Below are 24,826 nucleotides of genomic sequence, written 5' to 3'. Positions count from 1 at the left end.
CTATAAGGTACAAGTCATGCTAATCGTTGTTTCACCCGCTAAGACGTTGGATTATGAGTCTCCACTTGTCACTGAACGTTTTACTCAGCCTGAATTCATTGAACATTCGGCTGAGCTGATTGAAGAGTGTCGTAAGCTTACCCCTACTGACATATCAACGCTGATGAAAGTGAGCGATAAAATTGCTGGCTTGAATGTGGCTCGTTTTGAACAGTGGCGAGAGGCGTTTACTTTAGACAACTCTCGACAAGCTATCTTGGCTTTTAAAGGCGATGTTTATACTGGGCTCGATGCGCAAACGTTGAATGATGGCGATTTTGATTATGCACAATCGCACTTACGCATGCTCTCGGGTCTCTATGGTTTATTAAAGCCGTTAGATTTGATGCAGCCATACCGCTTGGAGATGGGAACGCGTTTAGCCAACGCTCGTGGCACTAATTTGTATCAGTTCTGGGGTGATCTCATTACCGATAAGTTGAACCAAGCATTAGAAGCGCAAGGCGATAATGTGCTGATTAACTTGGCGTCGAATGAATACTTTAAAGCGGTCAAGCCAAAGAAATTGAATGGCGACGTGATTACGCCAGTATTTAAAGATTGTAAGAACGGCCAATATAAAGTGATCAGCTTTTATGCGAAGAAAGCACGAGGCTTGATGGCGCGTTACATTATTGAAAACCGTATTGAGTCGGTTGAAGAGCTTGTGAAGTTTGATGTGGCGGGTTATTACTTTGTAGAACAAGAGTCAAACGCTAAAGAGTTGGTATTTAAGCGCGAAGAGCAGAACTAATTTAGTTTGTTTGGCTAAGTTCTCAGCTCAAGCGAGCCTAGTTTCAATTTAGAGGAACTCAATAAAAAGGCCGATCAATTGTTATTGATCGGCCTTTTTGTCTCTTTCAATTTAGCAACGAGGCAGACGCTTGTGTCACAAGATCGATAACCTCACCTTTTCAAATCGAACTACTTTTTCTTTTTCTTCGCGCTTTTCTTTTTAGCGACGGCTTTTTTGTCGTCTTTTTTCACTTTCTTTTTCTTACTGAAAGTCGGCTTTTTATGCGTTGGTCGCATGCCTTCAATGAAACGCTCTTTAATGCTCTCTTTGGTGTAACGAGCAACACGTTCAATCATTAGTTGATCATGAGCTTCTACAATCGAGATGGCATTACCTTTTTTACCCGCGCGAGCGGTACGGCCAATACGGTGTAGATAAACATCCGCAGTGCGAGGCATATCGTAGTTGATAACGTGGCTTACATCCGGAAGATCGATACCGCGTGCAGCAACATCGGTCGCCAGTAGTACGTTGATGCTTCCATCACGGAAACGAGATATTGCACTGTTACGGCGATCTTGAGGCATTTCACCTTGGATCCAAACGCATGGGATCTTGGCGCTCTCTAATTGAGAACGAAGTTCCGCTAAACGATCACGTGTCTTCAAGAATACGATGGTACGTTCAGCTTGCTCGGTGATGATGTGCTTGAGTAGCGCGAGCTTATGAGCTGGCGTATCAGCACGGTGATACCACTGAGTGATTTTTTTACGTTCACGTAGTGATGATTGTGCGTCGATTTGAGCTGGGTTTTTAAGAAGATCTTCAGTAAAGCCTTCAACGCCTTTACCTTCTAGTGTTGCTGAGAATAGCAACGTCTGTTTACGCCAGCGACATTCAGCAGCAAGGCGGTCAACAACCGGTGCAAAGCCCATATCAAGCATGCGGTCAGCTTCATCTAAGATCAGCCATTCAATCGCACGACAATCAAAACGCTCAGCTTCAATGTACTCCATTAAGCGGCCTGGGGTTGCAACCACGATATCTTGAGTCGTCCCAAGAATATCAGCGTGCTCTTGGTACATCACACCACCGGTAATGGTGAAGACATTTAAACTGGTGTATTTCGCCATTTCACGAGCTTGATCGGCAACCTGCATCGCAAGCTCACGAGTCGGAGTAAGAATCAGGACACGCGCAGGGCCACCTTTCTTACGTGGGAAATCGAGCAAATATTGTAAAGCGGGCAGAGCAAAAGAGGCAGTTTTACCTGTCCCTGTTGGGGCTGATGCTAAAACGTCTTTTCCATCTAACGCTTGTGGGATCGCTTCTGCTTGCACTTGTGTTGGGCGTTCGTAGCCCATTTCGTCGATTGCTTTTAGCAGATCTTGGTCAAGATCGAGTTCTGCAAAGGTTCTGATCACTGTTGTTTCTCCACAAGCAATAATGTTCTCCACAAGCCATTTCATTTACGGCATGGAGGATAAAAAAGAATAGTCGGGCATTATAGAAGCATTAGTGATTAGGATCACATGATATTTCTACATCTTGAGATAAAAATCTTTGGTTAACGCAATAAAGTCATCGCTATAACCGTTTGCGCCGTGAATCGTTAAACATTCCACCGACGTTTCTTCCAGTTGTTTACTTAATTCGAATAAGATCCGATGTTCAGGTTTTCGCTCTGAAGGCTTAACGGTACAAATTCGACTTAAAAACCAGCCCATCTCTTTCGCCATATCAATGAAAGCTTGGCCTTCCACTTTTGGCAGAATAAAACTCGCTTTTCCTTGTTCAGAAAGTAGTGCGTGGCTGCGTGCTAATAGATCGCGATGCGATAGGGTGTCGGTATGACGGGCAGTGGCTCGCTGGGTATGTTGTGACTGTTCGCCATTATTGAAGTAAGGCGGGTTACAGATGATGGCATCAAATGTGTGACTGAAATCTTGAGTAAGAATATCCCCAAGTAAACCCTTAATGCGCTGTGACCAAAGTGATGATTGGAAATTGTGTGTTGCCGCTTGAATTGCATGTTGATCAATATCGATAGCTTGGAGCTTGGCATTTGGAAAACGTTGAGCACACATGAGAGCGAGTAATCCTGTCCCTGTTCCTAAATCCAATATTGTTTGTGCTTGATGTGGCTCGAACCACGCACCGAGTAGAACGCCATCGGTACTGACGGGCATACCACTTTGCCCCCCATTGATTGAGAACTGTTTAAAATTGAAGCTCTTAGTTTTTAACGTGCTACTTTTCATGTTTATTCTGGCGCTTTGATTAATTTAAGTAATTACATCTAATGTTAAACAAATGTTTGGTTGAATGTTCTGGTTGTTATCGGTTTTGGGTCTTTTATGATCCAAATATAATACTGGATATTTTTTCAGAGCCAGTGATATTCACTGCTTTTGAGGTGAATATGTAAATTAATATGGTGTTTTTTTCTTGAGACTTGCGGATTGATGAGTGTTTGGTCATTATGCGGCTCTATTTTCTTGATGCTACCTCGCATTTTTGAGTGGTTCATTTCCGAAAGTAAACACAACATTTAATAAATTATAAGTATAAGGGTTATCTGTGAAACAGAGTTTAAAATTAACAGATATAATTGCATTGGGCTTCATGCTTTTTGCTTTTTTCTTGGGTGCTGGCAACATTATCTTTCCACCTCTAGCGGGTCAGCTAGCGGGTGAAAACCTATTGCCTGCAATGAGTGGCTTTTTATTAACAGCGGTAGGTCTTCCTTTGGTTACCATTATTGCTATTGCTGTTGCGGGTGGCACATGGGGCCATTTGACTAAAGACTTGCCAAAGCAAGCTGCGACTATCATGGCGGTTCTGATCTTTATCATTATCGGCCCTGCATTTGCAGCACCTCGTACCGGTCTTGTTGCCTACGAGATGGCAGTTAAACCATTCATTATCGATGCCGCTCAAATTGATTTAACGATCTTCTCTATCATTTTCTTTGCTATCGCGATGGGTTTCGCTTGGACGCAGGGCAAACTGATTGATGTGATTGGTAAAGTATTAACACCTGCACTTTTTGTCGGTCTTATTATTTTAGCTGTTGCCGTATTCACAAACCCTCAAGGTGCGATGATTGCCGCTCAAGGGGATTACCTGACTCAGCCGTTGACGAAAGGTTTCCTTGAAGGCTACAACACAATGGATACGTTCGGTTCATTGATGTTTGGTATGCTCATTGTTGATGCCATGCGCAGTAAAGGCGTAACAGAGCGTGCTGCGGTAACTAAATACCTGATCAGCGCAGCGTGTATTGCGGCGGCTGGTTTAGCATTTGTTTATATCTCACTGTTCTACCTTGGCGCGACAAGTGCAGCAGTAGCAAGTGGTGTAGATAACGGCGGTGTTGTTCTTAGCCTATACGTTCAAGCTCTGTTTGGACCATCTGGCCAGATTGTTCTGTCTGTCATCGTAATGCTAGCGTGTTTAACCACAGCCATTGGCCTGATCTCAGCATGTTCTGATTACTTCAGCTCATTGACGCCACTGTCTTACAAAAAATGGGTCATCATCAATGGTGTGGCATGTGCAATAGTGGCAAACGTGGGTCTAGCTCAGCTTATTTCACTCTCTGTACCTGTGCTGTTTGCACTGTACCCAGTGGCGATTGCATTGGTTGCACTTACCTTTATCCGTAAGAAGCTACCAAACCCGCAAATGGCGTACCGTGTTGTGATTTTAGTCTCTCTGATGTTCGCTATGATTGATGGCGCTAAAGTGGCTGGCGTTGATGTTTCTGCGCTAAATATGCTTCCTCTATTTGACATCGGTATGGGTTGGTTATTACCGACAGTGACCGCGATGGTTTGCATGTTCTTTGTTGGTAAATCTCAGCAAGAAGAGTTAGTAGAAGAAGTGGCATAACGTCATTCTGAATACTAAAAAAGGGGTTGATGTGTTAAGCATCAACCCCTCTTTTATTTGGCGTAGTTATTTATAGAGAGTCGTGGAACTCAACTAAAATTTGTTCACACCAATCTTCAATTCGTTGATCGCTTAGCTCATATTGAGAATCTTCATCTAACGCTAGACCAACGAAGTGAGAGTTGTCTTCTGTGAGAGCTTTTGATGCTTCAAATTCATAGCCTTCATTTGGCCAGTAACCAATAAACTGTGCGCCGCTACTTTTGAGTTCATCATGAAGTAGACCCATCGCATCAAGGTACCATTCACCATACCCTTCTTGATCGCCCAAACCAAAGAGAGCGACGCATTTATCTTTCAGTGGAACGCCACCAACCTCTTGCCAGATCGCGCTCCAATCTTCTTGAATTTCGCCAAAATCCCAAGTCGAGATGCCTAAGATTAAGAGATCATAATTGCCCATTTGGGAAATATCACAATCTTTGACATTAAAAATATCGACGAGATCTTCCCCGATAATTGCCCGAATTTTTTCGGCAGCCATTTCGGTGTAGCAAGTGGTTGAGCCGTAGAACAGTCCAATTTTCATAGCGCATCGTTGGTTTTGAGAAGTGATGGCGAATTCTACCCATATTTTGCGGATGATTGCAGTGAATATCCGCTCTAGTTCTCTTTTTTATAGTAATTACCGAAGCTCTGCCTTAATCTGAGGCGATAATGACAAAGGATTTACGGTAGTAAAAAATCTAGATGACTTCGAATAATAACAATGAAGATAAGCTGCAAGATCAGAGTGGTGATTTAGGGGTAGTTGAACAGTTCTTAGATACCATGTGGATGGAGCGAGGTTTATCTGAAAACACCCTTTCTTCATATCGCACCGATTTATCGAAGTTAATTAAGTGGATGAGTGAGCACAACTATCGTTTAGGTTTCATCAGTCTATCGGGTTTACAAGAGTATCAAGCTTGGTTGGTTGATCAAGATTACAAACAGACATCACGAGCTCGAATGCAGTCGGCGATTCGGCGTCTTTTTCAGTACTTACATAGAGAAAAGCATCGAGCGGATGATCCAAGTGCACTGCTTGTTAGCCCTAAATTGCCTCAGCGTTTACCGAAAGATTTAAGCGAAGAGCAAGTTGATGATTTGCTGAATGCGCCCGATCCTAACGATCCGATTGAACTTCGAGACAAAGCGATGCTCGAACTCTTGTACGCGACAGGTTTACGTGTGACTGAACTTGTTAGCCTGACCATGGAAAACATCAGTTTGCGCCAAGGCGTAGTAAGAGTGATAGGTAAAGGGGGCAAAGAACGTTTGGTTCCTATGGGGGAAAATGCTGTTGATTGGATTGAAACCTTCATCGAGCAGGGGCGTCCATTGCTATTAGGAGAAAAAACGTCAGATGTGGTTTTTCCTAGCCGACGTGCAAGGCAAATGACGCGACAAACATTTTGGCATCGAATAAAGCATTATGCACTGATCGCAGAAATCGATACTGAGCTGTTATCTCCTCACGTATTGCGCCATGCATTCGCCACACATTTATTAAACTATGGTGCAGATCTAAGAGTGGTTCAGATGTTACTAGGACATAGTGACTTATCGACCACGCAAATTTATACTCATGTCGCGACAGAAAGACTGAAACAGATTCATCACGAGCACCATCCAAGGGCTTAACTCGACTATTTTTAAGGTGATTTTCATGAGCGTACTACGCCGACTAACTCTTTTAACACTGCCATTTTTTGTTGCAGCTTGTAATGGTGCAGATGGCACTACGGCTGAAACTTCGACGGCGAAAGTTGATTCTCAACAAGTGACATCGACAGCTTTTGATAAAGCCGAGTTGACCGCACGATTTTCTAAAATAGGTGTTCAGGTTTTGAATGTGGCACCCGCGGATATTAATGGTTTAGTGGAAGTTCAAACGAGCGGTGGTGTTATCTTTGCTTCTCCAAACGGAGACCATTTTTTAGCGGGTACTCTATACTCACTGGATGAAGAGGGTAACTATGTGGATGTGGTTGCTGAGCGACAAGCTCCACTCAATGCTGAAAAAATTGCGTCCTTTAAAGACAGTTCAATTGAATACAAATCTAAAAATGAAAAATACGTAGTAACGGTCTTTACCGATATTACTTGTGGGTACTGTGTGAAATTACACAGTCAAATGGATGGCTATAATAAGCTAGGCATCACGGTGCGCTACATGGCGTACCCTCGTCAAGGCCCAACAGGTCAAGTAGCGACGCAAATGGCGGGCGTTTGGTGTGCTGCGGATCCACAATCTGCGATGCACGATGCAAAAGTAAACCGTAAGTTTGGCACGGGCGTGAATGATTTAGCTCAATGCCAACAGACGATTTCAGCGCACTACAATTTAGGACGTGAGTTGGGTATCAGTGGTACTCCCGCTATTTTCTTGCCAAATGGCGAATTGGTTGGCGGCTACCTTCCTCCTGCAAAATTATTGCAACGCTTAGAACAGATTAAATAACACCGGCTTTAAACGCTTTCATAATGAGGCTTGGTGAATACCAGGCCTCGATTGTCTTAAAGGCAAATTTCTTATTTTAGATTTACTCGTCGAGAGAGAACCACATTCATGATTGAAATCCAACGTCGTCCAGATGCTGATGTCACTTTGCTTCCCGGATCTATGCCGGATCTGTTGAAGCGAATTTACATCAACCGTGGCATTACTCATTTAGATCAGCTTCAAACGGCGGCAAAAGGACTTCACTCTTTTCAGAAGTTAGGTGGCATTAATAAAGCAGTTGAGCTTTTGTTTGAGGCCATTAGCACTCAAAAACGCATTATTATTGTGGGTGATTTTGATGCCGATGGGGCAACCAGTTCTGCGCTGTCAGTTCTTGCTTTAAGAATGTTAGGCAGTAATAACGTTGACTATTTGGTTCCAAACCGTTTTGAAGATGGTTATGGATTAAGTCCTGAAGTGGTCGATCAAGCCATTGAGCTTGGTGCGCAAATGATCATGACGGTAGATAACGGTGTCTCTTCAATTGACGGGGTGCGTTATGCCAAAGAGCAGGGGTTAACGGTTCTGGTCACGGATCACCATTTACCTGGACATGAACTACCTGCGGTTGATGCAATGGTGAACCCAAATCTTGAGAGCTGTGAGTTTCCATCAAAAGCACTTGCCGGGGTAGGTGTCGCGTTTTATTTGATGATGGCTCTGTGTGTCCACATGCGAAAACTAGGTTGGTTTACACAGCAAGGCATGCCAGAACCAAAACTAATGGAGTTGATTGACTTGGTGGCGCTAGGGACTGTCGCCGATGTGGTTCCATTGGATGAGAATAATCGAATTTTAGTTCATCAAGGCTTGCAACGCATTCGTGCAGGTAAAGCTCGCCCTGGTATTCAAGCATTAATTGAAATCGCTAAGCGTGACGCAAAAAGATTAGTTGCCTCTGATTTCGGCTTCGCATTAGGGCCTAGAATTAACGCCGCAGGCCGATTAGATGACATGTCTTTTGGGGTTGAGCTCTTAATGAGTAATAACATCCATGCCGCTCGTCGAATGGCCAGTGAGTTAGATGGTCTTAACCAGACGCGCAAAGAGATCGAAGAGGGCATGAAGCAAGAAGCAATGGCTTTTTGTGAGCGACTTCAGTTTGGTGAAGGGGTTGAACTACCTTATGGTCTTGCTCTATTTCAACGTGATTGGCATCAAGGCGTTATCGGTATTTTAGCGTCACGAGTGAAAGACAAATTTCATCGTCCTGTCATCGCTTTTGCTGACGGCGGAGAAGGGATGATTAAAGGTTCATGCCGTTCGATTCAAGGTCTTCATATGCGCGACGCACTTGATCGAATCGATACGCAAAATCCCGGCTTGATTTTAAAGTTTGGTGGTCATGCGATGGCGGCTGGCTTAACCATTATGGAAAAAGATTTTGAGCGATTTAGCCAACTGTTTGATGACTCAGTTCGTCAAGAGTTAGGTGAGTCTACCTTAAAAGGGGTGATCTTATCCGATGGAGAATTAAAGCCAGAAGAGTTTTCCATGCATACAGCTCAAACCATTCGTTCTGGCGGCCCTTGGGGGCAAGCGTTTCCGGATCCCATTTTTGATGGTGAGTTTAAAGTGTTGCACCAAAAACTGGTGGGGGAAAAGCATTTGAAATTGATGTTAGAGCCGTTATACAAAGGGCTGCCAACTAACGTCATGATTGACGGTATCGCTTTTAATGTCGATTTACGCCGTTGGCCTGATGCATCCGCAAAAACGGTTCGACTTGCATATAAACTTGATATTAACGAGTTCCGCGGTAATCAATCTCTTCAATTGTTAGTGGATCACCTCGAAGCGAAATAGGAATAGAGTAAAAAGTGGATTTATGCATAATTTTTCACTTTTTATTTCAAGCCCTTTAGCACAAAAAATTCTGTATCTTCGTCACATTTTTGAGTAGAATTCCTCGGTTAATTTCTACTCATAAATGATGAGAAAACATGTTTGAAATCAATCCAATTAAAAACCGTCTACAGGATGTGTCTGAACGCACAAATATCCTGAGGGGGTACCTTTGACTATGACGCTAGAAAAGAGCGTCTAGAAGAGGTAAATGCAGAGCTAGAACAACCGGATGTATGGAACGAACCTGAGCGCGCACAAGCGTTAGGTAAAGAACGTGCAGCACTTGAAGCGGTTGTTGAAACTATCGATCAATTAGATTTAGGCGTTGAAGACGTTGAAGGTCTACTTGAACTTGCTGTTGAAGAAGAAGATCAAGAAACGTTTGATGAAATTGAGCCAGAGCTTGCTGAACTAGAAGCGAAACTGGAAAAACTCGAATTTCGCCGTATGTTCTCTGGAGATCATGACGCTTCTGATTGCTATATCGACTTACAATCTGGCTCTGGTGGTACAGAAGCGCAAGATTGGACTTCAATATTGCTGCGCATGTATTTGCGTTGGGCAGAGTCGAAAGGGTTCAAAGTTGAAGTGATCGAAGTCTCTGACGGTGAAGTCGCAGGGCTAAAAGGTGCAACAGTACGTATCTCTGGTGAGTACGCTTACGGTTGGTTACGCACTGAAACGGGTGTACACCGTTTGGTTCGTAAGTCACCATTTGATTCAAGTGGCCGTCGCCATACTTCATTTGCATCTGCATTTATCTATCCTGAGATTGATGACAACATCGCAATTGATATTAATCCATCTGACTTACGTATCGATGTATATCGTGCGTCAGGCGCTGGTGGTCAGCACGTCAATACGACGGAATCTGCGGTACGTATTACCCACCTTCCGACTAACCTGGTTGTTCAGTGCCAAAACGATCGTTCTCAGCATAAGAACAAAGATCAAGCAATGAAACAGCTTCGTGCAAAACTATTTGAATACGAGCTACAAAAACAGAATGCGGAAAAACAAGCCAACGAAGATGCAAAATCTGACATTGGTTGGGGCAGCCAAATTCGTTCTTATGTACTCGACGATTCACGCATTAAAGATTTACGTACCGGCGTAGAAAACCGCAATACTCAAGCGGTTCTCGACGGAGATTTAGACAAATTTATCGAAGCCAGCCTGAAATCAGGCCTGTAAGCGAACCGACTGAAAGCAAAAGGTTAAGCAATGACTGAGCAACTACAAGACGAAAACAAATTGATTGCAGAGCGCCGTGGCAAACTGGATCATATCCGCCAAAACTGTAAAGCGAATGGCCACCCAAATGATTTCCGCCGCGAGAACCTTGCAGGTGATCTTCAAGCTGAATTCGGTGAAAAGACAAAAGAAGAGCTAGAAGAGCTGAACCACATTGTGGCAATTGCTGGTCGTGTAATGGCTAAGCGTGGTCCATTCCTAGCGATTCAAGAAACATCTGGCCGTATCCAAGCATACGCAGCAAAAGATGTTCAAAAAGTACTGAAAGAGAAGTACCAAGGCCTAGATATCGGTGACATCATCGGTGTTAAAGGTGCGCTTCACAAGTCAGGTAAAGGCGATCTTTACGTGAACATGGAAGAGTTTGAATTGCTAACCAAAGCACTTCGTCCTCTGCCAGAGAAGTTCCACGGTCTTACTGACCAAGAGATGCGTTACCGTCAGCGTTACGTTGATCTGATCGTGAACGAAGATTCTCGTAACACATTCATCGTGCGTTCTAAGCTTGTGTCTTCAATCCGTAACTTCATGAGCTCAAAAGGCTACCTAGAAGTTGAAACGCCAATGATGCACGTGATCCCAGGCGGTGCAACTGCACGTCCATTCATCACTCATCACAACGCACTAGACATCGACATGTACCTACGTGTTGCACCTGAGCTTTACCTTAAGCGTCTAGTGGTTGGTGGTTTTGACCGTGTATTCGAGATCAACCGTAACTTCCGTAACGAAGGTCTTTCTCCACGTCACAACCCAGAATTCACAATGATGGAATTCTACCAAGCGTACTCTGACTACAAAGATCTAATGGATCTAACGGAAGAGATGCTAAGCACAGCAGCGATGGACGTTCTTGGTTCGACTTCTATGCCTTACGGCGACGAAACGGTTGAGTTCGGTGGCACTTACGCTCGCATGAGCATGTTCGATGCAATCAAACACTACACACCTGAAAATGCAAACATTCAAGCTCTGACTGAAGATGATCTTCAGAACAGAGAATTGATGGTTAAAATTGCAGAAGAAGTGGGCCTGTACGTTGAGAAATTCTGGACTTGTGGTCAGCTTCTTGAAGAGATCTTTGGTGAAACGGCTGAGCCTCAGTTAATTCAACCAACGTTCATCACTGGCTACCCAGCGGATATTTCTCCATTGGCTCGTCGTAGCGATAGCAACCCATTCTTCACAGACCGCTTTGAATTCTTCATCGGTGGCCGTGAAGTTGCGAATGGTTTCTCTGAGCTTAACGATGCACAAGACCAAGACGAGCGTTTTAAAGCGCAAGTTAACGCTAAAGATGCAGGTGATGACGAAGCGATGTACTACGATGCAGACTACATTACTGCACTAGAGCACGGTCTACCGCCAACTGCTGGTCAAGGTATCGGTATCGACCGCCTGGCAATGCTATTTACAAACACGCACACAATCCGTGACGTGATTTTGTTCCCGGCAATGCGTCCACAAGCGTAATACTCGCTTATGGGATGTGACAGCCCATCTAATTAAAAAAAGCCACCTTCGGGTGGTTTTTTTATACCTATTTACAAATGTTTAGTACATTTCAACCGCTCCAATTTACAGCAATAACTCACACATTATGTGAACTTGGCTGTACACATGCAGGTGAGTACATTCTGTTATGCATTCTTCTGTGAATCCAGCCTAATGATTAGGTAGAGAATCCACTATTTCCAAACTAGTCTTAGTATTGAGACGTCAAATCTAAGAAGATAGTCTCAATATATATACATCATATAGATGGCATATTTATTATAAATAATATTATAAATAATAAGGAAGAAACTAATGGGAACTCAATTCCGAATGGATTCTGTCCCTGGTTCTCTCGTCGTAGTTGGTGGGACATACGAACCTTGGTTAACCGTATTAGAACAGGTTGGTTGGCGTTGCACTCAGTGCGCAGATTTACGTAAAGCCGATGCTTTGTTTAGTGAGACTGGCCCATGTATTGGCATTGTCGATCTTAGTCACGATGAATTTAGTTTAAATGGGATGGCTAATTTAGTTAGCACTCATAAACAGGTTCGATGGATTGCATTTATCCGAGAGTCACAACTTAGCTCAGATACTATTTGTCAGTTTATCGTTAACTTTTGTATCGACTTTTTTACGGCCCCAATTCCTGATGCTCAATTGCTGAATACCATTGGTCACCAGTTGGGAATGTTAAAGTTAGAGAAAAAAGTGTGGCCAAACTATGGCTCAAAAAATGACATGGGACTGATAGGAGAATCGATCCCAATGAAGCGCCTACGCGATCAAGTGAAACGTATCGGCCCGACCGACGTCAGTATTTTGATCTATGGCGAAAACGGTACGGGAAAAGAGACGGTAGCGAGAGCGATTCACAACACCTCATCCCGAGCAAAGAAACCATTTCTTACCATTAACTGCCGAGCACTTTCTGAAGGGCGAATGGAGAGTGAACTGTTTGGTATTGATCAAAACGATAGTGATAAGCTCTCTTTATTAGAGCAAGCGGATGGCGGCACCGTTCTTTTGAATGACATTCTTCATATGCCAAAATGCCAACAGCTAAATTTGCTGCATTTTCTTAAAGAGGGAACGATTGAGACGAAAGATGGCTTAAAAGAAGTCGATGTGCGAATTTTATCGGCCAACTCTTCAGATGTAGAAAAAGCACTGATGGAAGGGGATTTTAGTGAAGAGCTGTATCATTACATTAATGTGTTGAGGATTAATGTCCCAAGCCTTAAAGAACGAACCGGTGATATTACTATTTTGGCTAAACATTTTTTACAGGAGTACTCGAAAGAGTTTAATGCTCAAGTTAGAAGTTTTTCTGAAGAAGCGCTTAAAGAGCTGACTCGATACCATTGGTCGGGAAATGTTCGTGAGTTAATGAACCAGATCAAGCGTGTGGTGCTGATGTCGGATACCGTTATGCTTGATGAAACTCAACTTGAACTCTCAAAGCGAAATGATAGTAAGCGGAGTTTGAAAAGTATTCGTGAGCGTTCAGAACGCGATGCGCTGCGTCTTGTTTTAGAGTCTCATTCTGGGCATGTTTCCCATGCGGCCAAAGAGCTAGGGGTGTCACGAGCGACGATGTATCGCCTATTGAACAAGCATAATTTAATCACAGAAAGTGAAGGCATCGTCTAAATAACTGAATATTTTAGCTTAAGTTTCAATTTATAAAGCCGCCCAGCAAGAGGTGGCTTTTTTATATCTGGTCATTTTTAGTGTGATTTTATTATTCTTTAGGTGAATATGTTATTCCAAATGCTTAGCTTGATGATTATCTAGTTGATTGAATTGTTTTATATTATTTAATCGCAATAGGGTTGAAGAATACTCAAGATTGCTTACAATTTAACCGTGACTTGAATAGTCACGCACACTTTTGGATTAATTAGTTACTTGGAGGCGCATCATGAAATATTTCGATTTTGTTCAGTTATTCTGTGCGTCTTTTGATCATAACCCCACTACTTTGAATATGGCTCACGCCAGCACTTCAGGTAAGTGTGACGATCAAACCATAATCATTGATAACTAATTAATCCGTATCCTTAAAGGCTGCGGAAAAATGGCAGCTTAAATAGGATACAAACTTATCTACCCTTCCTATACAGCCAATTTTTACGCCATTTTTCCCAGTGTATTCAATCTACTGGAGAATTATTATGCGTCATTCACTATATCTACAACTTGCAACTGTACTTGTTCGTGCTGATCTTCGTCGTGAAGAGAGAGTTTGGAGAGCTAAAGTTCGTCGTTCCGTTCACGCTATTCCTTGGGACAATGCGTTTTTATTGCGTGATGTTGGTTTGGATATTGATGGTCGTCCACTGGGGTTATCTGAACCTGAAGCCGTGACTGCTGAGCGTCGAGTTCGTCACCTACGACGAGTCTTAAGTTCTAGAATTACAACGTAATCGATAGGGGCTAAGCAATGAGTTTCGTTTAGCCCCGAAACCTTCCTACGGACAAGGGTTGGAGTAAGTGGTTCCAACCTCTTGTAGCTCTTGAAGCAACTCCGTACTTAACGTTACATCTAAACTGTCTATATTACTTTTTAGCTGCTCTAAATTCGTCGCACCAATGATATTCGAAGCGACAAAAGGGCGTTGATTGACAAAGGCCAATGCCATTTTCGCCGGATCTAATCCATGCTTATTGGCGATATCAACATAGGCTTGAGTCGCCTTTATTCCCTGTGGGGTAAAGTAGCGAACAAAGCGTTCAAATAGGCTACAACGAGCATCAACTGGACGAGCGCCGTTCAGATATTTTCCACTTAAACAGCCGAATGCCAGTGGAGAGTAGGCAAGTAGCTTGACCTCTTCGTGATGACTGATTTCAGAAAGGCCAACTTCAAAGCTTCGATTTAAAAGATTGTACGGATTCTGGATTGAGACAATTCTTGGTAGATTATGCTTTTCTGCCAATTTAAGTAAAGACATGACACCCCATGGTGTTTCATTGGAAACGCCGATGTACCGAACCTTGCCGGCTTGTACAAGGTCGTTGAGTGCTTCGAGTGTTTCGATCAGCGTGACTTCTTCTTGCTGGTCAGAATATTGGTAATTTAGCTGACCGAAGCAGTTGGTTTCTCTTTGAGGCCAATGTAATTGGTAGAGATCAACATAATCGGTTTGAAGTCGTTTCAAGCTGTCATCAATCGCCGTGTGGATATGACGACGGTTTAGGCTCATATTGTCGCGAATGTAGGGCACATTACGCGGTCCTGCCACTTTCGTTGCTAATACGATTTTTTCTCGTTTACCACTGTTTTTCAACCAGTTGCCAATGTAAGTTTCAGTTAAGCCTTGAGTCTCTTTCTTTGGAGGAACAGGGTACATTTCCGCAGTATCAATAAAATTAACACCACGCTCTAATGCATAATCAATTTGGTCGAATGCTTGCTGTTGAGAATTTTGTTCACCAAATGTCATTGTGCCCAAGCAAATTTTACTAATTTCTAAACTAGAGTGGGGCAGTTGAGTATATTGCATATGACGTCCTTGCCAGTTGGTTTATCGAACATTCGTGCAGACATGGCGCGAGTGCAGGCACTAAAATATTCGTTTTAATGGGAATGAGGAGATCTCAATATACTGCATCGGAATTGAATATTGGTGATTGAATTGAGAACTTTAGCATTCTTGTGAGCTTCAACTAGACTTTAATATCTAAGTGGAGGTGAGCTATGCAGGAACATCAATTGGATTTATGGATACATGGACGTCATAAAGATACATATAAGCCACCAAAGGTTTATGTCATTGGTTGTGCGGACATTTCACAGTATTTGTTAGCGGTAGAATACAAACACAAACTTGAGCCAATTAAGAAAGATAATGAGCTAATGCACTTTAAATCTCTTGAATTAGTCAAAGAGGAGTTGACTCGTTTGGGGGTAGAAAAAGCCTACTTACGCTTACATAATGCTTATGATGAATGTGGCTGCGATGATGGCGCACTCTATTGTGATATAGAACTGTCTTTAAATACGCACTAATGGATCTAATTAATAAAGTATTGTTCCAGAATTTGGGAAGTAAACTCTTTACGAAGATAAAACCCTCTCGGTAATGTCTTTATCAATTTACCACTGGCGCCATAAGCTTCGGTGAGCGCTTTGCTGTTTGCAGCTTTGGGCCTCAGTTGCAATACTTCGCCATGCCTAGCGGTGATTTGCTCTACATTTCCTAATACAATCAGCTCCATTAACTCTTCCCAGTCTGTTTTTAGTTGGCGCTCTTCTTCTTGAGAAGGTGACCAGATCAAAGGTGAGCCGACATGCCTTTGGCTTAGTGGGATTTCTCGTTCACCTTCCACCGGGATCCAAAGCACGCGAGAAAGCTTATTTCGAACATGACTGTTTTCCCAACGAAGCCCATGAACACCAATAAGGGGCGCGACGCAAACAAAGGTCGTTTCTAAAGGTTTTCCGGAGTAGCTTATTGGGATGCTTTTTAGTTCAATTCCAAGATCAACGAAATCTTGCTGGGGTTTACTGCCCGCTAACGCTCCTAAATGCCACTCTAGCAACTGCCCAACCCAACCTTTGTCACGCTTCAGATCGGGTGGAACGGTCATCTCTGCTTCATCAGCAAGTTCTTGAAAGCTAATCCCAGCAATGGCTTGCGCTCGTTGAAGAAGCTCAGATTCAGATTGTGGTTCAGGTTTCATATTATCGGTATCAAGTAAAAAAATAATTATATCAAATTCATTACCTGAGAGAGAAGCAATCTTGAGCGCGGTATAAATGATCATGCTGGGTAAAATACGATCAATTCATAGGTTATCCACAGGACGATATTAAAAAGTTATTTTGGGCTTTTTTCTGGATCAATAAACAGGGGTTGTAAGGCATAATTTTACTTGATAAAAAACACCGTAACTGGTTTGTCGCTTTTACTGTGTGGATAAAGTTCAACTTGGTTGATCTTTAATCAATTTTAAAAATAAAAAGATCAATGCATTATCTTTTGAATGTCACCTTACTTGGAAGGTTGCAAGTTATTGTTAATTAATAACTAAATTTAAATTTACTTAAAACCTATTATTTTACAATGCTCAAACAGTAAACGTGTTTTTCAGTTTGAATCTAATTCTGCACATACTTATTCACAGAAAAGGTGAATAAATGTGGGCTATGTCTCACTCCTGTGTTGATAACTTAAATTTGTTTAAAAGTTATCCAATTTTCAATGGATAGCAATAAATATCGGTTTAATCACATCAGTAAGTTTGCTCCTATTGGGGATATGTGGAAAAATCAGAGTAATTAGAAATTTAACTAGAGGTTGGCCAGTGATAGATGGCGATGGTTACCGCTTAAATGTCGGGATTGTAATATGTAACAACCATGGTCAGGTCTTCTGGGCTAAACGATACGGACAACACTCGTGGCAATTCCCTCAAGGTGGAATTGACGATGGAGAAACTCCGGAACAAGCAATGTACCGTGAGTTATACGAAGAGGTTGGTCTTACTCAAAAGGATGTAAAAATTGTAGCAACAAGCCGTCATTGGTTACGTTATAAACTACCAAAACGTCTTGTCCGCTGGGATTCTAAACCTGTCTGTATTGGACAAAAACAGAAATGGTTTCTTCTACGATTAGATTGTGATGAATCACATATTGATATGAACCGTGGAAGCACCCCTGAATTTGATGGTTGGCGCTGGGTCAGTTATTGGTACCCAGTTAGGCAAGTTGTCTCTTTTAAGCGTGATGTTTACCGTCGTGCGATGAAAGAGTTTGCGTCTTTAGCTATGCCTTTTAAAGAGCGAAAGATTAAGGCAAAGCGAAAACAGCGTAGAGGATAAACATGCTCACTCAGCTAAGGGACATAGTTGAACACGTATCGAGAGTCGAAGATGTCTATGTGGCATTGGAGCTTTTGGTAAAGGAGACATGCAGTGCTATGCAGTCTGAGTGTTGTACCGTTTATCTTGCAAATGATGAAATGCAGCGTCTTGAGTTGATGGCGACTCAAGGGCTGACTTTTAAAGGCAATAAAATTCATATCGGTTACGATGAAGGGCTTGTTGGATTAGTTAAACGATGTGCAGAGCCGCTTAACCTTACCGACGTGGCTTCCCATCCTAATTTCAAATTTTTCCCTGAGCTTGGGGAAGATATTTATCACTCCTTTCTTGGTACGCCCATCATATACCGTAAGCAAGTGCTTGGGGTTTTGGTTGTACAACAAAAACAGCCGCGTCTTTTTAGTGAGATGGAAGAGTCTTTTTTAGTCACTCTTTCTGCTCAAGTTGCGGTGATCATTGCACATGCTCAAACTCAAGGTCACTGGTTACTGAGTCATAAACAGCAAGCGACCCAAGGTATTGGCGCGTCATCAGGTGTCGCGATTGGCCGTTTTTGGTGGGATAACACTCAGCCTGAGCTGGCCGACGTTTACCCTGCCTCGACACTGGATATTGCACGCGAACAAGAGTGGTTGCTACTCGCGATTGAGAGTGCATTAACGGATTTTCGTCGCCTGCGTAAAAAGTTAGACAGTGAAATAAACAAAGATGCGCTAGCCATTTTTGATCTTTTCACTCACTTACTGAACGATCCTATGCTGCGGACGGATCTTAAAGCTCAAATCCAGAAAGGTGACAGAGCTGATTGGGCATTGAGGCAGGTTGTGGAGACTTATTCTAACCGCTTTGCTCGTATGTCTGATGTCTATCTTCGGGAGCGTGCACAAGATGTTCGCGAACTAGGGCAGCGACTACTCTATTTCCTCCACAGTCGAGAGCAAGAACAGCAGAAGCTTGATGAGCCAGTCATATTGGTTGTCCGAGAGTTAACGGCATCCATTTTAGCGTCCATCCCCAAAGATAAATTACTCGCGGTTGTTTCTATTGAAGGGGCGGCGAATTCTCATGCGGCCATATTATCTAGAGCGCTTGGGATCCCTGCCGTTATGGGGGTTAATCTTAATCCTAAAGCGATTAATCATAAGCAGGGGATTGTTGATGGCTATAGTGGCGAGATTTTCATTGAGCCGAATAGGCAGCTATTAGCAGAATACCAAGAGTTAGTTCACGAAGAGAGTGAGCTTTCAACCATGGTTGAGGCGGAGCTTTTCCACGATGCTCACACCTCAGATGGTGAATCGGTAGAGATACTTCTCAATGCGGGTTTAAGTGCTGATAGTAACATCGCGATCAATAAAGGGGTCGATGGTGTTGGGCTTTATCGAACGGAAATTTCATTTTTACTTCAGCACCGATTCCCCTCAGAAGAAGAACAAATTCAGCAGTATCGCTCGGTTTTAAATGCCTACCCTGACAAGCGAGTTGTGATGCGTACACTGGATGTTGGCGGTGATAAAGCCCTTCCTTATTTACCGATCGAAGAGGACAACCCATTCTTAGGCTGGCGTGGAATTCGTTTTACCTTAGATCACCCCGATATTTTTGTTATTCAACTGCGAGCGATGTTACGCGCGAGCACTCAGCATCATAACCTGAGCATTTTATTGCCGATGATTTCGAGTACTCAAGAGCTGGATGATGCATTACAGTTGATTGAACAAGCATTTAATGAGGTCAACCTGCAAGATGCTTCTATCCGAAAACCCCTGATTGGGATCATGATTGAAGTCCCTTCAATGCTTTATTTGTTGCCTTTGATTGCTGATAAAGTGGATTTTGTGTCGGTGGGTACCAATGACTTAACACAATATTTATTGGCGGTTGATCGAAACAATTCACGGGTTTCTGATGTCTATGAATCCATGCATCCTGCTGTCATCATGGCACTTAAGCATATTTATGATACATGTGAGCGTCATTCGTTGCCTGTATGTATTTGTGGTGAGTTAGCGGGTGATCCTATGGGCTCATTGCTACTGCTTGGGCTTGGTTATCGAACCTTGAGTATGAATACCTCTAATGTGGCTCGAATTAAATATTTGTTGCGTCATTCTGATGCTCAAGAACTTAAGGTACTTGCTGACACAGCCTTGATGCAGCCGTATGGTGAATCGATTTATACTATGATGCTGGAATATTTTGAACGTAAAGGTTTTGCTGGCTTCATCCGAGCGGGTAAAAAATAGGAACCACTTTGAATTACGAATTATTAAGCTTGCTGCTTGCGCTAGGTGCAGTGGTAGGTGTGATGGCTGGCTTGCTTGGTATTGGGGGAGGCCTAATCGTCGTTCCCGCGCTGCTCTTTCTCTTACCTATGGCGAATATTCAGCCTGATATCATTATGCAAATTGCATTAGCAACGTCGTTGGCCAGTATCATTGTTACATCTGGATCTTCAGCGTTAAACCACCTTAGGCTCGGCAATGTCGATATGTTTGTTGTTAAATGGTTGATGCCTGGCGTGATTGTTGGTGGGTTTGTCGGTTCGAATATTGCCGAATTGATCCCCGCCCAATATTTGCCAAAAGTCTTTGGGGTGATTGTGCTTCTGTTATCAATCCAAATGTTATTGTCGATTAAAACGACGATTCAACGAGCCATGCCGAGTTCAATCATCACTATGTGCTGTGGAGCAGGAATTGGTGTCGTGTCATCGTTGGCGGGAATTGGTGGTGGCTCGCTGTCTGTTCCGTTTCTAAATCGTCATGGCGTTGAGATGCGTAAAGCGGTAGGCTCCTCATCTGTGTGTGGTTGTGTGATTGCCATTTCTGGCATGCTTGGTTTTATCTTGCATGGTTCAGCAGTTGAAAGTTTACCCGCGTATAGCGTGGGTTATGTGTATCTTCCCGCATTAATCGCGATCACTTCTACCTCTATGTTAACCACTAGAGTCGGTGCAAATTTAGCCACTCGACTGCCAACTCCTGTGTTGAAAAAGATTTTTGCTGTATTTTTAATTTTTATCGCTGGCACAATGCTGCTGTAGACTCACTTTAAAAAGAGAACTTTCTTATGTCTCAGGGATTTATCGAATTCCCCAATATTGATCCTGTTTTACTTGAATTAGGACCAATCTCTATACGCTGGTATGGGCTTATGTATTTGGTCGGCTTCATGTTCGCTATGTGGCTTGCTAACCGCCGAGCGGATAAACAGGGAAGTGGTTGGACGCGCGAAGAAGTCTCTGACCTACTTTTTGCTGGCTTTCTTGGTGTCGTGATTGGCGGCCGAGTAGGCTATGTACTGTTCTATAACTTTGATCTGTTTTTGCAAGACCCTCTCTACCTATTTAAAGTATGGACGGGTGGTATGTCATTTCATGGCGGCCTGCTTGGTGTCATTACCGCGATGTTTTGGTATGCGCGTAGAAACCAGCGTACCTTTTTTGCGGTTGCAGATTTTGTCGCTCCATTAGTTCCGTTTGGTTTAGGGATGGGCCGTTTGGGTAATTTCATGAACAGTGAATTATGGGGACGTGTGACTGATGTGCCATGGGCGATTATTTTCCCAAATGGCGGCCCTTTGCCTCGTCATCCTTCTCAACTGTATGAGTTTGCGCTAGAAGGGGTTGTTCTCTTCTTTATTCTTAATTGGTTTATTCGTAAACCGCGTCCTGCTGGATCGGTGGCTGGTTTATTCTTGATGGGTTACGGCACCTTCCGTTTCCTTGTAGAATACGTTCGCCAACCTGATGCTCATTTAGGATTGTTTGGTGGCTTTATCTCAATGGGACAGATTCTTTCTCTTCCAATGGTATTGCTAGGGGCTCTGCTTATTGCTTGGGCCTATAAAATGAATAACAAAGTAACACGCTAACAGTTAGCAAAGGATAGACAGTGAAACAGTATTTAGATTTATGTCAGCGCATTGTTGACCAAGGTACTTGGATTGAAAATGAGCGAACGGGTAAACGCTGTTTAACCGTCATTAATGCTGATTTGACCTATGATGTTGGACAGAATCAATTCCCACTTGTTACCACGCGTAAGAGCTTCTGGAAAGCCGCAGTCGCTGAGTTACTTGGTTACATTCGAGGTTACGATAACGCTGAAGATTTTCGTAAGCTGGGCACGAAAACATGGGATGCAAACTCGAACTTAAATGAAGTATGGCTCAAGAGTCCTTTCCGTAAAGGGGAAGATGACATGGGACGCGTGTATGGCGTTCAAGGTCGTGCTTGGGCGAAACCTGATGGTGGCACGGTTGATCAGCTACGTAAGATTGTTGATGACCTAACCAAAGGGGTGGATGATCGCGGTGAGATCTTGAACTTCTACAACCCTGGTGAATTTCATATGGGTTGCTTGCGTCCGTGTATGTACAGCCATCACTTTTCTCTACTGGGTGATACTCTGTACTTAAATAGTACTCAACGCTCGTGTGATGTCCCTCTTTTATAACCCCCTCCATAAAATGAACAGTTAGTAATTCGATATATCCTCGTTATTGTGTGTGCTTAACATCATTGTGCCGTAGTTAATTTGCATAGTATGTAATCCTATCTATAGTTAAGGTAGTTTAGTGCACACTTCGAGGGCGTATGGATAACTCTGTTGTCATCTCTACTAGTAAGAAGTTTGATGTATCAAATTCTGTAGCTCATGAAGATTATGATGCATACCCAAATGTACTTTTATGTGCAGAAGGTGTGGCAGTTTTTAATGAACAAATGGAATTGTTACCGCTTATATCTGATTTTCTGACTCATTATAGAATTAATCATAGTGATCACTCCGTAAAAACCTACGCAAACAACTTGCTCTATTTAGTTAAATATCTTACTACGCATGATGAGAATTATATCGGTTCTAAGAGAGACGATTGTTTATTGACAGTACATGCAATAGAAATTCAAAAGTATTTTCAATATTGCAGAAATGATAAAGATGAGACTGGTTTAGAGAAACGATCTATAGGTGGAAAAACCGTATCTAATAGAGATGCGACCTACGGAAGATTTTTCTCTGAATTCCTATGTAATCCTCCAGCTGGTTACAAATTCCTTAGAGAAGAAAATCCTTATGAATGCGGTAGTTTAGTCGTTGCTGCTAAAGAGTCGTTAATTAGGCCTGCCCTTTTTTCTGATATTGAAGCTTTGATTCTTGTTGCCTTCCATGAAAGAGAAAAATGTCTTATCCAATTTATGTACGACTCAGGTGTCCGGCGAGGAGAGGTAGAAAGCATATTTCAAGAAAATATACTAAGGCTATCCAGAGAATGTCGAAAGAGCATAATTGTGGATGACAATACAATTCAGATACCTTCCGATTATGCTGCGATGGAAATCAAAGGTAACAAAGGGCGAGGGAGAGAAATTAAATATCGAAACACTGTAGTTTCAAAAGAAACAATTAATAGGGTTCAAAGATATCATTCAAGCCTTGAGTATAAAAAACACAAAAGAAAGTGGGGTAAAGCCCCTATGCCAGCCTTCTTGAATCAAAGTGGTAATCCATACACACCAAATGCTGTAAGTAAGCTAGTCTCAAAATTATCTAACCGAGCGTTGAAGCTCGGATTGATACACAAACCGCTCTCTCCACACAAAATTCGACATGGTTTTGGCGCTATGCTTCTAAACTCAGAAGATCTAGGTAAGTCACAACTGGACAGACTTTTATTGTTACAGCAATGCCTAGGGCACAAATCATTAACGACAACTGAAGGTTATACAAAAATACCTATTGGAGTGTGGGCTAAATTTGTAGATCGCAATGGTACTGCACTCAAAAGATATCAGTTGATGAAAAAACTAAAAGATAGAACCAGAGCGAAGATGGGAAGCTTAAATGAAATGTAAGGAACGTAGACTATTCCTGCTCAATTGGTGGCAATCTTTAACGGATGAGCAAAAGAAGACACAACCGATCATAAACCATACGATAGATTTGCGTGATCTATTCGGTGATGAAGCTGTTAGCTATAGCTACATACGCCGTCAGTTAAAGTTAGATATCAATAAGATAGATGATGAGCTGAGGGCGTTAGGTGTTTTCTTCGATATAGAGATATACAGAAAGCGCTTGAATATTTGGTGGCAATTTTTAACGGATGAACAAAAGAAGGCACTACCGATCGTAAACAAGACCATTGATTTACGTGATCTATTCAGTGATGCAACCGTTAGCTATAAGCACATACGTCGTCAGTTAAAGTTAGATATCTATAAGATAGATGAAGAGTTAAGGGCGTTAGATGTTATCTTCGATCTAGAGGTATACAGAAAGCGTTTGAATAATTGGTGGCAATCTTTAACTGATGAACAAAAGATGTTGGTACCTCTTTCTGCAAAAAAGAACTCCGTTGATTTACGTGAACTGTTTAAAGGTGCACCGATAGGGTATGGATCTGTACGCAATCAATTGAAAGATGACTTTAGTAAGATCGAAGCAGAACTCAAGGTATTAGGGGCTATATTTGATATTGAAGTGTACAGGGAGCGCCTGATTAAATGGTGGGGTTCTTTAACAGAAGCGCAAAAGAAGTCAGTTCCAATTACCCGTGTAGGTACCATTGACTTACATGAGCTGTTTCAAGACGCTATGAAAAACTATGGAATTATACGTAAGCAATTAAAAAAAGACATTAATAAGATAGAGGTTGAACTTCAGGCACTAGGTGTATTGGTTAATGGTCGAATGTATAGAATCCGTCTGCTCGAGTGGTGGCAGTCATTATCTGAGGAACAAAAGAAAGCTGTCTCAGTTAGTCGTCAAAACACCGTCAATTTGCGCGAAATATTTAAAGATGAACCGATAAGCCATAAGGTTATACGCAAATATTTGAGAGAAGATATAGAGAGGATTGACGCAGAGCTTAGGTCATTAGGTGTTTTTTTTGATTGTGAGGCATACAAGGAACTTTTGATTGATTGGTGGGGGAGTCTGACCAATGAACAAAAGAAAGCGGTTCCTACTGTAAATAATACAATTGACTTGCGGTTTTTGTTAAAAAAAACATCGGTTAGCTATTCTAGGCTACGTGTTTACTTGAAAGAATATATTAATGAAATTGATGCAGAGCTTAAGCTTTTAGGAGTTTTATTCTGTGTTGATGATGAAGTGATTGCGACGTCTATGCGTGACTTCATCTCAGAATGTAGTGGTACGCTGAAT

At 42.5% G+C, this 24,826-nt stretch carries 20 protein-coding genes and 2 pseudogenes; 17 read left to right on the top strand and 5 right to left on the bottom strand.

Going from position 1 to position 24,826, the window contains the following annotated elements:
* The first annotated feature begins 16 nt into the window (after positions 1 to 16).
* The gene (yaaA, locus tag FCV43_RS04515) at positions 17 to 793 is read left to right on the top strand and encodes a peroxide stress protein YaaA (RefSeq protein ID WP_136994142.1); all 777 of its coding nucleotides are present in this window, start codon (positions 17 to 19) and stop codon (positions 791 to 793) included.
* Positions 794 to 963: 170 nt separating this feature from the next.
* Here yaaA and srmB read toward each other — a convergent pair whose 3' ends face one another.
* Positions 964 to 2,199: an ATP-dependent RNA helicase SrmB gene (gene srmB / locus FCV43_RS04510; RefSeq protein WP_136994216.1), complete on the bottom strand. Its 1,236-nt coding sequence runs from the start codon at positions 2,197 to 2,199 to the stop codon at positions 964 to 966.
* A gap of 117 nt (positions 2,200 to 2,316) precedes the next feature.
* Positions 2,317 to 3,036, bottom strand: coding sequence for a tRNA1(Val) (adenine(37)-N6)-methyltransferase (locus tag FCV43_RS04505; protein ID WP_136994141.1), 720 nt, complete (start codon positions 3,034 to 3,036; stop codon positions 2,317 to 2,319).
* A 319-nt stretch (positions 3,037 to 3,355) separates the two neighbouring features.
* Here FCV43_RS04505 and brnQ point away from each other — a divergent pair, with 319 nt between their 5' ends.
* Positions 3,356 to 4,669: a branched-chain amino acid transport system II carrier protein gene (gene brnQ / locus FCV43_RS04500; protein ID WP_113799384.1), complete on the top strand. Its 1,314-nt coding sequence runs from the start codon at positions 3,356 to 3,358 to the stop codon at positions 4,667 to 4,669.
* A gap of 70 nt (positions 4,670 to 4,739) precedes the next feature.
* On the opposite strand, the gene fldB is transcribed toward brnQ, so the two are convergent.
* Positions 4,740 to 5,258 (bottom strand): flavodoxin FldB, encoded by a 519-nt coding sequence (fldB, locus tag FCV43_RS04495; protein ID WP_136994140.1) that lies wholly within the window; start codon positions 5,256 to 5,258, stop codon positions 4,740 to 4,742.
* A gap of 161 nt (positions 5,259 to 5,419) precedes the next feature.
* Here fldB and xerD point away from each other — a divergent pair, with 161 nt between their 5' ends.
* From xerD to FCV43_RS04460, 7 genes are all read left to right on the top strand, one after another.
* Positions 5,420 to 6,355, top strand: coding sequence for a site-specific tyrosine recombinase XerD (gene xerD, locus FCV43_RS04490; protein ID WP_136994139.1), 936 nt, complete (start codon positions 5,420 to 5,422; stop codon positions 6,353 to 6,355).
* A gap of 25 nt (positions 6,356 to 6,380) precedes the next feature.
* On the top strand, positions 6,381 to 7,175 hold the full coding sequence (locus tag FCV43_RS04485; RefSeq protein WP_170961604.1) for a thioredoxin fold domain-containing protein: 795 nt from the start codon (positions 6,381 to 6,383) through the stop codon (positions 7,173 to 7,175).
* A 108-nt stretch (positions 7,176 to 7,283) separates the two neighbouring features.
* Complete coding sequence (gene recJ / locus FCV43_RS04480) at positions 7,284 to 9,023, top strand: single-stranded-DNA-specific exonuclease RecJ (protein ID WP_113799376.1); 1,740 nt, start codon at positions 7,284 to 7,286, stop codon at positions 9,021 to 9,023.
* A gap of 137 nt (positions 9,024 to 9,160) precedes the next feature.
* Positions 9,161 to 10,259 (top strand): peptide chain release factor 2 gene (gene prfB, locus FCV43_RS04475; RefSeq protein WP_113799374.1). Its coding sequence is split into 2 segments (ribosomal slippage): positions 9,161 to 9,235 and positions 9,237 to 10,259, totalling 1,098 coding nucleotides; the frame shifts between segments, so codons are not numbered across the junction.
* Between the two features lie 30 nt (positions 10,260 to 10,289).
* The gene (gene lysS / locus FCV43_RS04470) at positions 10,290 to 11,792 is read left to right on the top strand and encodes a lysine--tRNA ligase (RefSeq protein WP_017051027.1); all 1,503 of its coding nucleotides are present in this window, start codon (positions 10,290 to 10,292) and stop codon (positions 11,790 to 11,792) included.
* Positions 11,793 to 12,128: 336 nt separating this feature from the next.
* Entirely contained in the window at positions 12,129 to 13,469 is a 1,341-nt protein-coding gene (gene vpsR, locus FCV43_RS04465) for a cyclic-di-GMP-binding transcriptional regulator VpsR (RefSeq protein ID WP_113799372.1), read from the top strand.
* Positions 13,470 to 13,993: 524 nt separating this feature from the next.
* Positions 13,994 to 14,245, top strand: coding sequence for a hypothetical protein (locus FCV43_RS04460; RefSeq protein WP_017053685.1), 252 nt, complete (start codon positions 13,994 to 13,996; stop codon positions 14,243 to 14,245).
* A 45-nt stretch (positions 14,246 to 14,290) separates the two neighbouring features.
* Here the strand turns inward: FCV43_RS04460 and FCV43_RS04455 are convergent, their stop codons facing one another.
* Positions 14,291 to 15,325 (bottom strand): NADP(H)-dependent aldo-keto reductase, encoded by a 1,035-nt coding sequence (locus FCV43_RS04455; protein WP_136994137.1) that lies wholly within the window; start codon positions 15,323 to 15,325, stop codon positions 14,291 to 14,293.
* 194 nt (positions 15,326 to 15,519) lie between these two features.
* Between FCV43_RS04455 and FCV43_RS04450 the strand changes: the two genes are divergently transcribed.
* Positions 15,520 to 15,831: a DUF6482 family protein gene (locus FCV43_RS04450; RefSeq protein ID WP_017053683.1), complete on the top strand. Its 312-nt coding sequence runs from the start codon at positions 15,520 to 15,522 to the stop codon at positions 15,829 to 15,831.
* A 5-nt stretch (positions 15,832 to 15,836) separates the two neighbouring features.
* Here FCV43_RS04450 and mutH read toward each other — a convergent pair whose 3' ends face one another.
* Entirely contained in the window at positions 15,837 to 16,505 is a 669-nt protein-coding gene (gene mutH, locus FCV43_RS04445; RefSeq protein WP_136994136.1) for a DNA mismatch repair endonuclease MutH, read from the bottom strand.
* Positions 16,506 to 17,129: 624 nt separating this feature from the next.
* Between mutH and rppH the strand changes: the two genes are divergently transcribed.
* From rppH to FCV43_RS04410, 7 genes and pseudogenes are all read left to right on the top strand, one after another.
* Positions 17,130 to 17,648, top strand: a complete 519-nt coding sequence (gene rppH, locus FCV43_RS04440; protein WP_017053681.1) for an RNA pyrophosphohydrolase — start codon at positions 17,130 to 17,132, stop codon at positions 17,646 to 17,648.
* Positions 17,649 to 17,650: 2 nt separating this feature from the next.
* Positions 17,651 to 19,897, top strand: coding sequence for a phosphoenolpyruvate--protein phosphotransferase (gene ptsP / locus FCV43_RS04435; protein WP_113799366.1), 2,247 nt, complete (start codon positions 17,651 to 17,653; stop codon positions 19,895 to 19,897).
* A gap of 8 nt (positions 19,898 to 19,905) precedes the next feature.
* Entirely contained in the window at positions 19,906 to 20,697 is a 792-nt protein-coding gene (locus FCV43_RS04430) for a sulfite exporter TauE/SafE family protein (protein WP_017053679.1), read from the top strand.
* A gap of 26 nt (positions 20,698 to 20,723) precedes the next feature.
* Positions 20,724 to 21,527 (top strand): prolipoprotein diacylglyceryl transferase, encoded by an 804-nt coding sequence (gene lgt / locus FCV43_RS04425; protein WP_017053678.1) that lies wholly within the window; start codon positions 20,724 to 20,726, stop codon positions 21,525 to 21,527.
* A 20-nt stretch (positions 21,528 to 21,547) separates the two neighbouring features.
* Positions 21,548 to 22,105 (top strand): annotated as a pseudogene (locus FCV43_RS04420) (thymidylate synthase); the annotation flags it as partial.
* A 146-nt stretch (positions 22,106 to 22,251) separates the two neighbouring features.
* Positions 22,252 to 23,511: a tyrosine-type recombinase/integrase gene (locus FCV43_RS04415; protein ID WP_136994135.1), complete on the top strand. Its 1,260-nt coding sequence runs from the start codon at positions 22,252 to 22,254 to the stop codon at positions 23,509 to 23,511.
* Positions 23,501 to 24,826, top strand: a pseudogene (locus FCV43_RS04410) (hypothetical protein); the annotation flags it as partial. The gene FCV43_RS04415 and the pseudogene FCV43_RS04410, both read left to right, overlap by 11 nt.

The organism is Vibrio genomosp. F6, assembly GCF_005146325.1.
GTDB lineage: Bacteria > Pseudomonadota > Gammaproteobacteria > Enterobacterales > Vibrionaceae > Vibrio > Vibrio cortegadensis.
This window is presented reverse-complemented; position numbering and strand designations above follow the sequence as displayed.

Coding starts and splice junctions, on each gene's coding strand:
- yaaA (WP_136994142.1), top strand. CDS start 17: ATGCTAATCGTTGTTTCACCCGCTAAGACGTTGGATTATGAGTCTCCA.
- FCV43_RS04505 (WP_136994141.1), bottom strand. CDS start 3,036: ATGAAAAGTAGCACGTTAAAAACTAAGAGCTTCAATTTTAAACAGTTC.
- fldB (WP_136994140.1), bottom strand. CDS start 5,258: ATGAAAATTGGACTGTTCTACGGCTCAACCACTTGCTACACCGAAATG.
- xerD (WP_136994139.1), top strand. CDS start 5,420: ATGACTTCGAATAATAACAATGAAGATAAGCTGCAAGATCAGAGTGGT.
- FCV43_RS04485 (WP_170961604.1), top strand. CDS start 6,381: ATGAGCGTACTACGCCGACTAACTCTTTTAACACTGCCATTTTTTGTT.
- recJ (WP_113799376.1), top strand. CDS start 7,284: ATGATTGAAATCCAACGTCGTCCAGATGCTGATGTCACTTTGCTTCCC.
- lysS (WP_017051027.1), top strand. CDS start 10,290: ATGACTGAGCAACTACAAGACGAAAACAAATTGATTGCAGAGCGCCGT.
- vpsR (WP_113799372.1), top strand. CDS start 12,129: ATGGGAACTCAATTCCGAATGGATTCTGTCCCTGGTTCTCTCGTCGTA.
- FCV43_RS04460 (WP_017053685.1), top strand. CDS start 13,994: ATGCGTCATTCACTATATCTACAACTTGCAACTGTACTTGTTCGTGCT.
- FCV43_RS04455 (WP_136994137.1), bottom strand. CDS start 15,325: ATGCAATATACTCAACTGCCCCACTCTAGTTTAGAAATTAGTAAAATT.
- FCV43_RS04450 (WP_017053683.1), top strand. CDS start 15,520: ATGCAGGAACATCAATTGGATTTATGGATACATGGACGTCATAAAGAT.
- mutH (WP_136994136.1), bottom strand. CDS start 16,505: ATGAAACCTGAACCACAATCTGAATCTGAGCTTCTTCAACGAGCGCAA.
- ptsP (WP_113799366.1), top strand. CDS start 17,651: ATGCTCACTCAGCTAAGGGACATAGTTGAACACGTATCGAGAGTCGAA.
- lgt (WP_017053678.1), top strand. CDS start 20,724: ATGTCTCAGGGATTTATCGAATTCCCCAATATTGATCCTGTTTTACTT.
- FCV43_RS04415 (WP_136994135.1), top strand. CDS start 22,252: ATGGATAACTCTGTTGTCATCTCTACTAGTAAGAAGTTTGATGTATCA.